The following is a 13,165-nucleotide window of genomic DNA, read 5'->3' as shown; positions in this document are numbered from 1 at the left end:
AGCAAGCTTGCCTGCCGATAAGCAGGGTTTACGCTTTGTCGGTGTACTTAATTACCTTTCACTTCGGACAGGCAGGAATAGCTTCGAATTGAAAATCAGCATAGTTAAATCGCCACAAGTCATAATAAGACCCTTAGCTACCATTAAAAACACGACATGAAAATAGTTCTAATCATACTTCTAAGTTTTATTACAACAGGCCAGCTTTTTGCGGAATGTGCAATTGATGGACTTTGGGCACTTCCACAGAAAGGAACCATTAAACAAAATTCACTGATTGTGTTAACAGGGTATTTTAGAAGTCAAAAAATAGTAACCTCCTTGAATGAAAATTACCCTATATATCTTGAATCTGAAGGGCATAGAGTAAAACTGAACGTCAAAAAAAGGTACAAAGGATTGTTTGAATTAACCCAAGCTATTCTTGAACCGGAAGAAGAATTAATTGCAGGAAGAACCTACCAATTAAAAATTGATAAGCTTGACGAATTTGAAACTTCCCGTTTAAGAAGGTGGAATTCAGAATTGGGAAAATATGAACCAATAACTTGGAAGGTAGATGGTGGAATAGACACTGAATCTCCTGAACTATTAAACGTGCCTGAATTGGTTGATAAAAGGACAATTCACTATGGTTGCGGACCAGCGATTTATGCGGATTTTAAGATTCAGACAAAAGACGAATCTGAACTGTTGGTTAAAACTGAACTTGTAGACTTGAAGAGCGGTGAATCAACAACTTACTTTTTGAATTTTGAAGGCACAGACACTTTAAGTGTAGGTCGTGGAATGTGTTCAGGTGCTTTTAGCTACAAGGAGAATAGAAAGTATAAAGTGAGATTTAGCTTGATGGATATTTGTGGAAATGAGAACGAAAAATGGACAGCTTGGATTCAGTTTGATAGTCCTTATGAAGGTTTGTAAACAGAAAAATACGGTGGCTAACATAGAATATAGCTTATCTCGGATGAATGGCTATCAGCATACTTGTCTGCAGAAAAGCAGAGTTTACGCTTCGTAGCCAGCATTGGTTTCGAGTAACAGAAGGGTGTTTCGAATTGAAATTCAGCGTAGCTAATCCATCATAAGCCATTTGCAATCTATTAAGATGAAAAAGACACTTTCAATACTTACATTATTGATTCTACTATTTGGTTGTCAGCCCAAGCAAAACAACATGAATGATTTCATGGATGATATCAGGGAGGATTTTGCTAAGCAAGCTGAACAACAGAACAGGGAAGTATATGCATGGGAAGCTAAAATTGATAAATTATATAAACGAGCGGATAATAATTTGAATGATGGAGCAAGCTATGCCGACTCTTTGATTGAGAATGACAAAAGTCTTGACAAACGGAAAATTTCCAATCTGCACACTATCGTTGGTGAAATCTATTACGACAACGACAGCATTGACCGAGCGCTCGAACGGTTTCGATTAGATGAATCGTTGACTTTTGATTTGTAAGCTTCCCTTAAAACCGAACTGTTTAAAAGTAGAGGAATAGGATTAATTTTAAACAGTCGATTATGAGAAAGAGTAAGTTTTCGCCAGAGAAGATTGCCAGGGTCTTGAAAGAGTTTGATCAAGGTAGAAGTGCACAGGAATTGAGCCGAGAGTACGGGGTTAGTACCGCAACGTTTTACAAATGGCGAGAGCGTTATGCTGGCATGAGTGGAAAGGAGTTAAAGCGTATAAAGGATCTTGAAGAGGAAAACAGGAAGCTTAAGCAGATGTACGCGAACCTGGCCCTAGATCATCAACTAGCTAAAGAGATTATTGAAAAAAAGCTTTAAAGCCCTGCCGTAAGAGAGAGATTGGTCAGGAAATATCTAGACGCTACGGTATTAGCAGGGCATGCCGTGTATTAAACCTCAGTAAAAGCGTGTATTACTATCAAGCCCAAGCAAAGGATGATCGTGAGCTGGAAGAAGCATTACTGACGAAAGCAAAAGAACATTCTGAGGAAGGCTTTTGGAACGCCTATCACCGCTTACGTAATGAAGGCAAGACTTGGAACCACAAACGACTACATCGTGTTTATGTGGCTTTAAAACTACCTTTAAGACGAAAGGTTAAGAAGCGATTACCCGCTCGGGTAAAAGAACCGTTAGTGGTGCCTGATAGGCCGAATCAGACCTGGAGTATGGACTTTGTACATGATGTACTAGAAAACAAGCGCAAGTTTCGTGCATTCACGGTAATTGATGACTACAATCGAGAAGCACTACATATCGAAGTAGATTTCTCACTTCCATCAAACAGAGTAGTATATGTGCTTAATCATTTAATCAATCGCAGGGGTAAACCCGATGTGATCCGAATGGACAATGGGCCCGAGTTCATTGCTGAGCTCACTAAATCATGGAGCGTCATTCATGAAATAGAATTTAGATATATCCAACCCGGCAAACCCACACAGAACGCTTTTATAGAGCGATTTAATGGAAGCTACCGCCGAGGAGTGCTGGACAAATATATTTTTGAAGATATCCATCAGGTAAGGGAGCAAACAGAAAAGTGGATGCATGACTATAACAACTTTAAACCTCATGATTCATTAGGAAATATACCGCCTAGGGTATACGCCAAACGCAACCACCCCGAGGGTACCCTCGGGGTGGTTGAAAACAATACTATCTTTGGAAAAGTCAATTAACTAATGGTTCGGATCAGGGGAAGCTTACAGATTCACCAAGAAATAAGGCGAACAAAGCCGGCTGTTACATAAAACAAGGAGACTTGGAGAAAGCAATGACATTGCTTCAACAAGCAGCTGAGACTAACCATGACTTTAAATGGTATATCGGAAACCTTTATGAGATTCAAGGGGAACGAGAAAAAGCGATTTTAGAATACGATTATGTTTATCAACAAGATACAATTGTTTACGCCTATTACAACGAAAGAATACAGGAATTAGAAAATAACCCTGACCAATTATTGACAGAGCTTTATTACAAGGACAGAAGAAAAAGGACTTTGCTCTTACTTAAAGGAGTAGATGCTGAAGCTACTGACACAGAAATTGGTGGATTTGAAATTGAAAGAAAATAAAAGTAACGTGCCCAACAATGGCTAAAATGCATGCCCAACTAACCTAACCGTTGCGCGAAATTTTAGCCGGGCCGTTAGCAAAACCAGTAAATTCCCTTTACCTCCATCAATAAGTATAAGGTCTATTAGGATACAGTTTCGAACCTAGTAAGTATAATAAACTCTGATATTTAGCATCTTAGGTTTGAAGGCTTTTTGTCTGGGCGACAGGATTACTTCATGATTCTAATACCGCTAACATATTGGTGTTTACGACCAAAAAGTGCCTGCTGTTCTTTGCAATCGGAACAGCTTTTTTTATACTCAACGAATCTCCAGTAGGCAGGATTACTTTATGATCCTAGCGCTGCTAACATCTTAGAGTTTACGACCAAAAAAGTTCCTGCTGTTCCTTTCAGTCACAGCAGCTTTTTTTATGCCCATCGAATCTCCATTAAGCAGGATTATTTCATGATCCTGTTCCCGCTAACATTTTGAAGTCTACGACCAAAAAAGTTCCTGCTGTTCCTTTCAGTCACAGCAGCTTTTTTTTATGCCCACCAAGCCTCAGTCAAGCAAGCTTGCTTCGGTGGTGGGCATAAAAAAAGTCCTGAAGAATTCTCATCAGGACTTTTTGGTCGGGGCGGCAGGATTCGAACCTGCGACCTCCTGCTCCCAAAGCAGGCGCGATAACCGGGCTACGCTACGCCCCGTGGCGGTGAGAGCGGGATTCGAACCCGCGGTACGGTTGCCCGTACGGCAGTTTAGCAAACTACTGGTTTAAGCCACTCACCCATCTCACCGGGTTTCGTCTTAAAGAACGTGGAAGCGCTTGGTTGAAGTACTTCCGTTATTGGGGCTGCAAATTTAAACAGACTTTGATTCTACACAATAGTAAATCGAAAAAAATGGAGAAAAAGAACCTACAGACTTTAGACGCCTTAAGGGTAATTGGTATTTAGTATTTGGTAGTTCGCCTGTCTCGCTTGAACAATAGGTTTGTACAACACTGATTCATAGTTTGTAGTCACTCCTCTCTTACCAGCTTTTTGTTAGCTTCCAATTGAATGTAGGGCTGGCAAAATAAATCAATCCTTGCTTTCCGATTAACTTTGCTTTATGGCTCACGATCATCACCATCATCATGCACCCGAGGGAAATCTGCGTATGGCCTTTTTCCTCAATCTCTTTTTTACCATTATTGAGATTATCGGAGGTATGGCCGTTAATAGCGTGGCCATTGTTTCGGATGCTATTCATGATTTAGGAGATAGCCTTTCTCTGGGTACCGCCTGGTATTTGCAGCGCAAGTCTAAGCAACAGGCCGATAAGCAGTTTTCATTTGGCTATGCTCGCTTTTCCTTATTAGGAGCCTTACTCAATAGTGTCGTGCTCATTATTGGCTCCGTATTCGTGATTAAGGAGGCCATAGAACGACTGATTCAGCCCGAAGCCTCCGATGCCCAAGGTATGCTTTACCTCGCTCTATTGGGCATCGCTGTAAATGGCTATGCGGCCTGGAAAATGACCAGCGGAAAAAGCCTTAATGAAAAGGTGATATCCTGGCATTTAATGGAAGATGTTTTAGGCTGGGCCGCCGTACTCATCGTGGCGATTGTCCTCCATTTCAAGCCAATCGATTATTTGGACCCGGCCCTCTCGCTGGCCATTACCCTCTATATCCTCTATGGAGTTTTCAGGCGCCTGAAGGAAACCCTCTTTCTTTTTCTACAAGGGGTGCCAGCCGAATTTGATCTTAAGAAATTGGAATCCGAGCTACTGGCGGTAAATAGGGTGGAGGCTCTGCATCATACCCATATTTGGTCCTTAGAAGGGGAGCACCACGTATTTAGCAGTCATGTTCGCCTCAAAGGCATTCAAGATTTAGCGCAAATGGAACAGGTGAAATTGGATCTCAAAAAACAATTAGCGGCCTATCATTTTAATCATATTACCCTCGAACTGGAAACCGAAGGGCAGGAGTGTAGCATGAAATGAGGGGCAATTACCTGCATATTGAGCCAGGCTTTGGTTGGTTTACCGGTAATTTGGAGCAGAACCATTGGCATCAACATTATGCCCTGCAACTAAGCTTTGCCCTGGATGAGTCTCTGAAAATTGAAGCCGATAAGGGAATCCAGACTTCGGACAAAGCCATTCTATTACAGCCACAGCATAAGCACCGTATCCTTTCTCAGGGACAACATTTGCATCTGCTTTTTAATCCCGCGCATCCTATTGGGCATTTTTGGTCGGCATTGGCCCGGTCGCCATTAATGGAAGTTGAGCATAAGGCTATAGAGCTAATCATCCAGTGCGTGGAGAAGTTGGAGGATGGCTTACATCAATCGGAGAACCTAAGCAGCCTCATCCGTACCTATACTTGTTTTTGTGAAGACGCCTTGCATAAGGGAGATCTGCGCATTAATCAGGCTTTAGCCCATCTTGATAAGAACCGGGAACGTATTGTTTCCTTGGAGGAGATCGCGGAGCAAGTACATTTATCACCCAGTCGGTTTTTACATCTTTTTAAAATTCAAACTGGCATTAGTTATCGTCGTGCCCAAAACTGGAATCGCTTGCAGCTGGCATTGGAGTCGGGAATGCAGGGCAACTTAACTCAAATGGCACATGCGGCGGGCTTTAGCGACAGTGCCCATTTTAGTCGGAGCTTTAAAGAAAACTTTGGCTTTAGTCCCAAAGAGGTTTTAAAGAATAGCCACTTTATTCAAGTTTAGGAAAAGCCGCCAGCGGAGTTTTGTCCTAAAGAAATAAAGATGGAAGATTATCTGGCTCCAAGCCCCCTTTTAGATTTTAAGCATCCCTCTATTCAAGATTTGATTCGGAATAGAGATTGGATGAAACTGGATGCCTACGATCGCATAGGTGCGATATATGATTTCGTACGCAATGAAATTGCCTTCGGTTATAATCGTGAAGATGCCATTCCCGCTTCGGAGGTATTGCAAGATGGCTATGGCCAATGTAACACTAAATCAAGCTTGTTTATGGCCCTACTCAGAGCCTGTGCCATACCTTGTCGTTTGCATGGCTTCACCATTGCCAAGGCCTTGCAAGAGGGTGCGATTTTCGGAATTTGGTACCGAATGGCCCCTCCATCCATTCTCCATACCTGGGTAGAAGTTTATTATGAGGGGCGCTGGTTAAAACTGGAAGGCTTCATATTGGATGATCCCTATTTGAAATCCTTGCAAAAACAATTTGCCGATTGTGAAGGTCGTTTTTGCGGATACGGGGTTTATACATACGACTTTGCCAATCCTCCCATACAATGGAAAGGAGCGGATACTTTTATTCAAAGTGAGGGGATCAATCAAGATTTTGGATTATACCTCAATCCCGATGCCTTTTACCTGGGACATAGACAGCAATTTAATGCCATTAAAAAGTTCTTATATCAGAATTTCATTCGGCATAGATTAAATCGAAGATTAAATAAGATCCGTTCCAAAGTCTAGGGTCATGCCTGCATTTTTCGGACCTTTGTGCCATGCCGGAATTAGTGATCAAGAATATGGTTTGCCAGCGCTGCGTAATGGCGGTGGAAGGTCTATTGAAGGAAATGCAGATTGAGGATTTTAATGTGGATTTAGGCTTCGTGCTTTTATCGCAGGATTTAAATGAAAACCAAAAAGCAGAGTTAAAGGAGAAATTGGAAGCACAGGGATTTGAGCTTTTGGATGATCACCGTAAAGTTCTGATTGAACAAATTAAAGTCCAGCTACTCGATTGGGTTTATTACCAAGCGGATAAACGTCCTCAAACCAATTTGTCGGTCCATCTGGCAGATCACTTCCATAAAGACTATTCCTCTTTGAGCAGGGTTTTTTCCAGTGTAGAAGGGCAAACGATTGAGCGCTACCTCGCCAAATTAAAAATGGAGAGGGCCAAGGAATTGTTGGTGTACAATGAATTAGATCTGGGCGATATTGCCCATGCCCTGGATTATAGCAATGCCTCCTATTTATCGGCGCAGTTTAAAAAGGAAACTGGTATGACACCCACGGAGTTTCGCCGTAATTTCTCGCATTTACGCAAACCTTTGGACGCGATCTAGCAAAATTCCATAAGCATCCATCAAAATACCATTCGTCATCGGATGGTCGCCTTCGGATATTTGTAGTCGAAAATTAAGCTTATGGCTACAATAGATAATAATGCAATTGAAGACACTTTCTTAGTGCAAGGTATGAGCTGTGCCGCCTGCGCCAGCAGTGTCGAATCTATATTACAACATACCGATGGGGTTGCAGAAGCGGAGGTGAATTTCGCTGCACATACTGTTAAAGTAAAGTACGCCGAAAACTTAGCCCCTCAGGTTTTAAAAGAGGCCTTACAAAGTATTGGCTACGACCTCGATCTGGAGGCTAAAGATCGCGAGCAAGATCAGAAACGTAAGGAGCAGCAAGAGCGGCGCTATAAGGAACTGAAAAAGCAAACTTTAGGCTCCGCCCTGTTAAGCTTACCGGTTTTTGTGATCGGGATGTTTTTTGGCACTTGGAGTTGGGGGCCCTGGATTTCGGCCGTCTTGGCACTGCCAGTTCTCTTTATTTTCGGTGGGCATTTTTACCGCAATGCCTGGAAACAACTCAAACATGGCTTGGCGACCATGGATACCCTGGTAGCCCTAAGTACCGGTATTGCCTATACCTTTAGCTTGTTCAACACTTTTTACCCCGAATTTTGGATTTCACGTGGTTTAGAAGCGCATGTGTATTTCGAAGCAGCGGTGGTGATTATCACCTTCGTTAGTTTAGGTAAAACCCTGGAAGAGCGGGCGAAAAGCAGTACCTCTCAGGCTTTGGAAAAGCTCATGAACCTTCAGGCCAAGCAGGTGATTCGCCTTCGCGATGGTGAAGAGGAGGAAGTAGAAATTGAAGACTTAAAAGCAGAGGATTTGGTGCGGGTAAAGGCCGGGCAGAGTATTCCGGTTGATGGAATTTTGCATCAAGGATCGGCTTCGATTGATGAAAGTATGCTTTCTGGCGAATCGATTCCCATTAGTAAGGAAGAGGGAGATAAACTTTATGCCGGAACTCTGGCCCAGAAGGGAAGCTTTGTATTAAAAGTCGACCAAATTGGGGAGGATACCGTTTTGGCCCAAATTATTCGCTTAGTTAAAGAAGCCCAAAGCAGTAAAGCTCCGGTTCAGGATTTAGTCAATAAAATTGCCGGAATTTTTGTGCCGGTAGTAATCGGTATTGCCATTCTCACTTTTGGAGTTTGGATGATCTGGGGTGGGGAGGAAGCCTTTGCTCGTGCTCTATATACCGCCATTGCGGTTCTGGTGATTGCCTGTCCATGTGCTTTGGGCTTAGCCACGCCTACCGCCATTATGGTAGGGGTTGGTAAGGGCGCTGAGAATAATATCTTGGTGCGCAATGCAGAAAGTTTGGAAAGAGCCCGTGAAGTGGATCTTTTACTTCTGGATAAAACCGGTACCCTCACCCGAGGTAAACCCGAGGTTTTGGAAGCCGAATGGCAATTAGCTGAAAAGGATTTTGCTCCGATTTTATTAGCCTTGCAACAACAGTCAGAACATCCATTAGCAACGGCTTTGGTGCGTCATCTAAGAACCCAGGGCTATAAAGCCACGGAGCAACAGAATTTTGAAGCCATTGAAGGAAGGGGAGTGAAAATCTCAATAGCTAGTGGTGAGGAATATGCCAGTGGAAATGCTCAGTTCTTAGCGGATTGGAATTTAAGCCCAGCACAAGACCTATCGGCGAAAGCCCAAAAATGGGCCCAACAAGGAGCCACCGTATTGTATTTCTTTAATCGAGATCAGATTATTGCTCAGTTTGCTATTGGCGATCAATTAAAGGCAGGTTCGGCCGAAGCGGTGCAAACTTTGCAAAAAGACGGATTGGAGCTTATGATTATTAGTGGTGATAATGCCCAAACTACCGCTTATTGGGCGGAGGAACTCGGAATCTCGAATTTCAGAGCGGAGGTGCTTCCTCAGGATAAAGGTTCGATAGTACGCGATTTACAGGCTCAGGGCCGAAAGGTGGCCATGGTAGGAGATGGCATAAACGACTCTGAAGCTTTGGCGCAGGCCGATCTGGGTATTGCCATGGGTCATGGTTCTGATATTGCAATGGAAGTAGCTCCCATGACTTTAATGAGCTCCGACTTGCGCTTAATTCCTAAGGCCTTTCATCTTTCTAAACTCACCCTTCAGGGCATTCATCAGAATCTTTTTTGGGCCTTTATTTACAATCTCATCGGTATCCCAATTGCGGCGGGAATCCTGTATCCCTTTACAGGCTTTCTACTAGACCCAATGATCGCTGGTGCCGCCATGGCCTTTAGCTCCGTATCAGTGGTGCTGAATAGCTTGAGGTTAAGGGGAAGAGATTTGTGAGGATAGAAATTAGAATTTAGACCGCTTCGCTGTTAGATGTTAGACTGCTTCGCTATTAGAGTATAGAGCGCTACGCTGTTAGAGTTTAGATAGAATAAAGGAGTCTGGGTGAAGCTTATCCCATAGGGTAAATTAAGAGGTCTTGTTTATAGATTACCGTTCATCGAAGAAAAACGACGGTTTATCGAATACTATTGAGTCCTAGTTTGAGCTCCTTCCAGATGAAGTATTTTTAAGCAGAACTGTTTAAGGGAATGCTTCGCAACATTTTAATTATCACCGCCTTAGTCTTACTTCAATCTTGTTCCAAGGAGGAAGTACAAGTTAAGGGAAGCCTTCATTTTAAAGGGAAAACCTATGAATTAGCCAAGCATAGGGTCAATTATCGATATGCAGTAAATAGCATTTATAGTTCTGGATATTTGTACGAGCTTTTCTTGTATACCAAGGGCTTGAATCCAGTTTATTCGGCGAATGGTACTGAATTTAAATTGGCGGGGAGTGGAAGCGTTTTTCGATTTAAGATCTTGGCTCCGAATAAGATGAAGCTTGATAAGGCTCGCTATATGTCCGACTGGCTTGACGATCAGCCCAGTGAGGCCGAAGAGTATTTCCTTTATGATGTAGATGTAGAAGAATATATAGATGGTAAATTCAAAATCAGACATTATGCAAATTATCAAGGATGGTTGGATTTAGATGTTAATTCAAAAATCAGCTTAGAAACGGATTCGATATGGGCCCTAAATCAAGAAAGTGGTTTAAGAGAAAGTTTTATGAGTCTCAGGTATAATTCGGCCTTTGAGGGAATTAATGATTTGAGTTACCCATGAAAAGAATCACCCTAGTTCTATTCTTTTTATGGGCAATGAATTCCATCGCTCAGGAGCATCGCTATTATCCGGAAGATATTATAGTCGTTCCTCATTGGGACATTGGAATGACTCATTCGTATTTCCAGAATTTCATTTTTAGAACTGCAAACGACTTTGTGTTTGAAGTATACGGATCGAATGGCGATGTATACAAAACTCAGCCTCATGTATATCCCATAGAAGGTTCCGGCCATGTTCGCGGGGGGAAATTGCAGGGAGAACTTGTTCTAAAGCATACCGATTCCTATCGGGGCTATCCTTCTATTCGACTATCGAGTAATTATGTGAAATATGCTCCCAATTTATTGATAGAGCAAATCACCGGTTCAGGTTTTTTGGGTATCGTGTTTTTTAATCCAGAAACCGGTTTGCAAAATGAATTTCCACAAGACTTGTATGCAAAGTCTCTGGTAGCTTTAAGCCAGACACCTTATGTGGTGGATCAGAAAATCTATGTTTTGGCCGGAGATTGCGATGTGTACAGTCCATCAGGAAATTATCGCGACTATAATATCCTCGATCGAGATAGTCTTTATTTAATGCGCTTTGATTTTGGGAAAGCAGATTTCGTTAAGGAGCACTCTTTCAATCTGAAGGGATTAACTGGAAAGGAGTTTCAGCGCTGTATGGGAGAATTTGACTTTGATCCGCAACTAGGGAAACTGCGTTTTCAGCAAGCTGATACCCTATTTTTATTTGAAGTAGGCAGGCCAAATCCGACCCAAGTTTATAAGCCTCCCTTTTACAGGAACAGGCATTTAAAGAACTTGGCCGACACAAATTATTTTGTGGGGCGAAGTCTATTTTCGGCCGACCATAATACCAGCTATGGTGAGTACTTAATGCGTACGTCCTTTGATTCTAATTATCAGGAATCTCGGGATTCGCTTGCCTACTACTATCCCAGTCCCAACTTGAGATCAGACAGTCTGCAATACAAATACGATGTAATCGGAATAACTGAGGAGCGGGTGTATTTGTCGAGACAAAAGGCCTTTTATGATGAAGTAGGAACTTTTTATGACAATACCTTAATCTGTACCAATTGGCAAGGGGAGAAACTCTGGTCCAGAGATATGCTTAGTCGAGATTACCGAGGTCATCTTGAAGAGGTTTTCGAGCTTAATGATACGCTCTTTGTATTAGGTCGAATAAAGTTCCCCAGTCCTTATAAGCCTGAGTATTTTATAGGCCCATCCATTTCATTTATCCGCAGGTTAACTAAGGATGGAAAGCTAATCGATTGGCAGCAAGTAGATCCGGATATTCAAGTCTATCCTAATCCATTTCAAGTGGACTTTTTCATTGAATTGGATGGCTTACGTTCCATCCAATTGTTTAATCAGACTGGACTTTTAATTCACGAAGAAAAAGTCTTACCTGGAGATTATAAATACCAATGCTTCTGGCCAGACCTGGATATAGGCTTGTATGTTTTAAGGCTAGAAGATAAGGATGGGAATCACTTTCAAAGAAAGCTGTTGAAGAGGTGAATTGGTAGTTGGTAGTTGGTAGTTGGTATGATGCCGCCTAAAAATGGTTGTCACTACCTACTCAGATATTTCTACTAATTTATACTTTTTGTTTTTAGTTCTAGGCTTACTGGGCTTAAGGTTTAAGGTGTAATTACTTGGACTGGATTCCATGGATTTGATTTTCCATTCAAAGTCTATTGGGGTGCTATTATTCAATGCTCGCTTTTGCTGGAACTTGTTATGGTGTTCCACTGCTTGTTTGAGGCATAGTCGGAGCTCAAGAAGGTTAGTAGGCTTCCAGTAATTGAGGTATCGGTTTTTAATCAAATCATTGGTTTTCTCTGCATAGGGGTTTTCCCAAGAATAGTAACACATACTTTGCTTTAAGCCTTTGCCTTTGCAATACTCACGATAGCTACGCTCTTCATACTGTCGGCCTCCATCACTATGATGAATAAGACCGCTTAAGTTGGTGTAGCCGGCTTTCTTTCGAGTGGCAATGGCCTGCTTTAAAACTTCTTTGAAGTGGACTGCGCTAGCTCTGCTATAAGCCCCATAGCCTAGGATCCTTTGAGAATAAACATCGGTGATGAACATCAAATAATAGCATTTTGACCCGTTCAGATAATAGGTCATATCGGCTTGCCAAACCTCATTGATGGATCGTACTTGTTTATCAATGAGAAGGTTGTCAAACTTACGTTGATCGCTTTTGGTGGTTCGGATATACCTCGTATTCCTTTTAACCTGTAAGCCCAGTTCAGCAGCTAGTGCCTCGAACTTATCCCGTCCAATGGAAAGCTGTCCGCATGAGCATAATAGATGGGTCTACAGCCTAAGCCAGGGCAGGCCACACGCGCGGACAGGATCAGGCTACGCAGGCCGTCTTCAAGCCCAACAAGCTCCCTTCTTAGAGCTTGGGGCTTGTAGTAGGCCTGCCGGCTAAAGCCCAGCAAATGACAGCTTCTCCTGATCGACACTACAGTCTTTGTCTCCAGCTTTATTTGCCTTTGGATGCTCTGGCGCCAAAACTTTTTTTTAGATCCACCTTATATTCTTCTGAGGCCAGGTCTACGATATGGCGGTACAAATCGGCTTCTAACTGCTTTCGTCCTAAAGCAGCCTCTAACTCTTTGGTGCGCGCCTCTAATTCCTTCAGACGTTTGTCAACACTATTGTTTTCCACTACTATGCGTGTTTGTGTCTTCAAGGTACGAGAATACTTGTTTAACCAGTTATAAACCGTTTGCGGTGATTTAATCTCGTAAAGCCTACAGGCTTGATATACCCGAAGTTCTCCCGATTCAATCTGTTTGACCACTTCCTTGCGCAAGGTCTCACTAAATACACGTTGACGTCTTAAGCTTTCTTTTTGTCCCATTTTTCT

Annotated in this window: 12 protein-coding genes, 2 tRNA genes and 1 pseudogene; 11 read left to right on the top strand and 4 right to left on the bottom strand. The window is 42.5% G+C overall.

What is annotated here, in order from left to right; genetic code table 11:
* Nucleotides 1-156: 156 nt before the first annotated feature.
* From ACO05P_RS05985 to ACO05P_RS05970, 4 genes and pseudogenes are all read left to right on the top strand, one after another.
* On the top strand, nucleotides 157-924 hold the full coding sequence (locus ACO05P_RS05985) for a hypothetical protein (RefSeq protein WP_421754091.1): 768 nt from the start codon (nucleotides 157-159) through the stop codon (nucleotides 922-924).
* Nucleotides 925-1,108: 184 nt separating this feature from the next.
* Nucleotides 1,109-1,471, top strand: coding sequence for a hypothetical protein (locus ACO05P_RS05980; protein WP_421754089.1), 363 nt, complete (start codon nucleotides 1,109-1,111; stop codon nucleotides 1,469-1,471).
* Nucleotides 1,472-1,533: 62 nt separating this feature from the next.
* Nucleotides 1,534-2,597 (top strand): annotated as a pseudogene (locus tag ACO05P_RS05975) (IS3 family transposase); the annotation flags it as partial.
* Between the two features lie 149 nt (nucleotides 2,598-2,746).
* Nucleotides 2,747-3,061: a hypothetical protein gene (locus tag ACO05P_RS05970; RefSeq protein WP_421754088.1), complete on the top strand. Its 315-nt coding sequence runs from the start codon at nucleotides 2,747-2,749 to the stop codon at nucleotides 3,059-3,061.
* A 614-nt stretch (nucleotides 3,062-3,675) separates the two neighbouring features.
* Here the strand turns inward: ACO05P_RS05970 and ACO05P_RS05965 are convergent.
* Nucleotides 3,676-3,753: transfer RNA gene (locus tag ACO05P_RS05965), tRNA-Pro, on the bottom strand.
* Nucleotides 3,754-3,843 (bottom strand) — tRNA-Ser (locus ACO05P_RS05960).
* 316 nt (nucleotides 3,844-4,159) lie between these two features.
* Here ACO05P_RS05960 and ACO05P_RS05955 point away from each other — a divergent pair.
* The 7 genes from ACO05P_RS05955 to ACO05P_RS05925 all read left to right on the top strand — a co-directional run bounded on the left by ACO05P_RS05955 (nucleotide 4,160) and on the right by ACO05P_RS05925 (nucleotide 11,796).
* On the top strand, nucleotides 4,160-5,038 hold the full coding sequence (locus ACO05P_RS05955) for a cation diffusion facilitator family transporter (protein WP_421754087.1): 879 nt from the start codon (nucleotides 4,160-4,162) through the stop codon (nucleotides 5,036-5,038).
* Complete coding sequence (locus ACO05P_RS05950) at nucleotides 5,035-5,778, top strand: helix-turn-helix transcriptional regulator (protein WP_421754085.1); 744 nt, start codon at nucleotides 5,035-5,037, stop codon at nucleotides 5,776-5,778. The genes ACO05P_RS05955 and ACO05P_RS05950 overlap by 4 nt, the downstream gene beginning before the upstream one ends.
* A 39-nt stretch (nucleotides 5,779-5,817) precedes the next feature.
* A complete protein-coding gene (locus ACO05P_RS05945) occupies nucleotides 5,818-6,519 on the top strand; it encodes a transglutaminase-like domain-containing protein (RefSeq protein WP_421754084.1) in 702 nt (233 codons plus the stop codon).
* Between the two features lie 32 nt (nucleotides 6,520-6,551).
* The gene (locus tag ACO05P_RS05940; protein WP_421754082.1) at nucleotides 6,552-7,118 is read left to right on the top strand and encodes an AraC family transcriptional regulator; all 567 of its coding nucleotides are present in this window, start codon (nucleotides 6,552-6,554) and stop codon (nucleotides 7,116-7,118) included.
* Between the two features lie 81 nt (nucleotides 7,119-7,199).
* Nucleotides 7,200-9,428 (top strand): heavy metal translocating P-type ATPase, encoded by a 2,229-nt coding sequence (locus ACO05P_RS05935; protein WP_421754080.1) that lies wholly within the window; start codon nucleotides 7,200-7,202, stop codon nucleotides 9,426-9,428.
* A gap of 254 nt (nucleotides 9,429-9,682) precedes the next feature.
* Entirely contained in the window at nucleotides 9,683-10,261 is a 579-nt protein-coding gene (locus ACO05P_RS05930) for a hypothetical protein (RefSeq protein WP_421754078.1), read from the top strand.
* Entirely contained in the window at nucleotides 10,258-11,796 is a 1,539-nt protein-coding gene (locus ACO05P_RS05925; RefSeq protein ID WP_421754076.1) for a T9SS type A sorting domain-containing protein, read from the top strand. Before ACO05P_RS05930 ends, ACO05P_RS05925 begins: the two co-directional genes overlap by 4 nt.
* A 57-nt stretch (nucleotides 11,797-11,853) precedes the next feature.
* On the opposite strand, the gene ACO05P_RS05920 is transcribed toward ACO05P_RS05925, so the two are convergent.
* The gene (locus ACO05P_RS05920) at nucleotides 11,854-12,438 is read right to left on the bottom strand and encodes a transposase (protein ID WP_421754886.1); all 585 of its coding nucleotides are present in this window, start codon (nucleotides 12,436-12,438) and stop codon (nucleotides 11,854-11,856) included.
* A gap of 340 nt (nucleotides 12,439-12,778) precedes the next feature.
* Nucleotides 12,779-13,159 (bottom strand): transposase, encoded by a 381-nt coding sequence (locus ACO05P_RS05915; protein ID WP_421753340.1) that lies wholly within the window; start codon nucleotides 13,157-13,159, stop codon nucleotides 12,779-12,781.
* Nucleotides 13,160-13,165 lie beyond the last annotated feature (6 nt).

Origin of the sequence: Croceimicrobium sp., assembly GCF_965228705.1 — a bacterium.
In the GTDB taxonomy this organism is placed as follows: Bacteria; Bacteroidota; Bacteroidia; order Flavobacteriales; family Schleiferiaceae; genus Croceimicrobium.
Note: the sequence above shows the minus strand (reverse complement) of the source record. Positions and strands in the feature narration are given on the sequence as shown.

Excerpts from the sequence above, each read along its gene's own strand:
- ACO05P_RS05985 (WP_421754091.1), top strand. The coding sequence starts at position 157 with ATGAAAATAGTTCTAATCATACTTCTAAGTTTTATTACAACAGGCCAG.
- ACO05P_RS05930 (WP_421754078.1), top strand. The coding sequence starts at position 9,683 with ATGCTTCGCAACATTTTAATTATCACCGCCTTAGTCTTACTTCAATCT.
- ACO05P_RS05925 (WP_421754076.1), top strand. The coding sequence starts at position 10,258 with ATGAAAAGAATCACCCTAGTTCTATTCTTTTTATGGGCAATGAATTCC.
- ACO05P_RS05950 (WP_421754085.1), top strand. The coding sequence starts at position 5,035 with ATGAGGGGCAATTACCTGCATATTGAGCCAGGCTTTGGTTGGTTTACC.
- ACO05P_RS05915 (WP_421753340.1), bottom strand. The coding sequence starts at position 13,159 with ATGGGACAAAAAGAAAGCTTAAGACGTCAACGTGTATTTAGTGAGACC.
- ACO05P_RS05945 (WP_421754084.1), top strand. The coding sequence starts at position 5,818 with ATGGAAGATTATCTGGCTCCAAGCCCCCTTTTAGATTTTAAGCATCCC.
- ACO05P_RS05980 (WP_421754089.1), top strand. The coding sequence starts at position 1,109 with ATGAAAAAGACACTTTCAATACTTACATTATTGATTCTACTATTTGGT.
- ACO05P_RS05955 (WP_421754087.1), top strand. The coding sequence starts at position 4,160 with ATGGCTCACGATCATCACCATCATCATGCACCCGAGGGAAATCTGCGT.
- ACO05P_RS05940 (WP_421754082.1), top strand. The coding sequence starts at position 6,552 with ATGCCGGAATTAGTGATCAAGAATATGGTTTGCCAGCGCTGCGTAATG.
- ACO05P_RS05935 (WP_421754080.1), top strand. The coding sequence starts at position 7,200 with ATGGCTACAATAGATAATAATGCAATTGAAGACACTTTCTTAGTGCAA.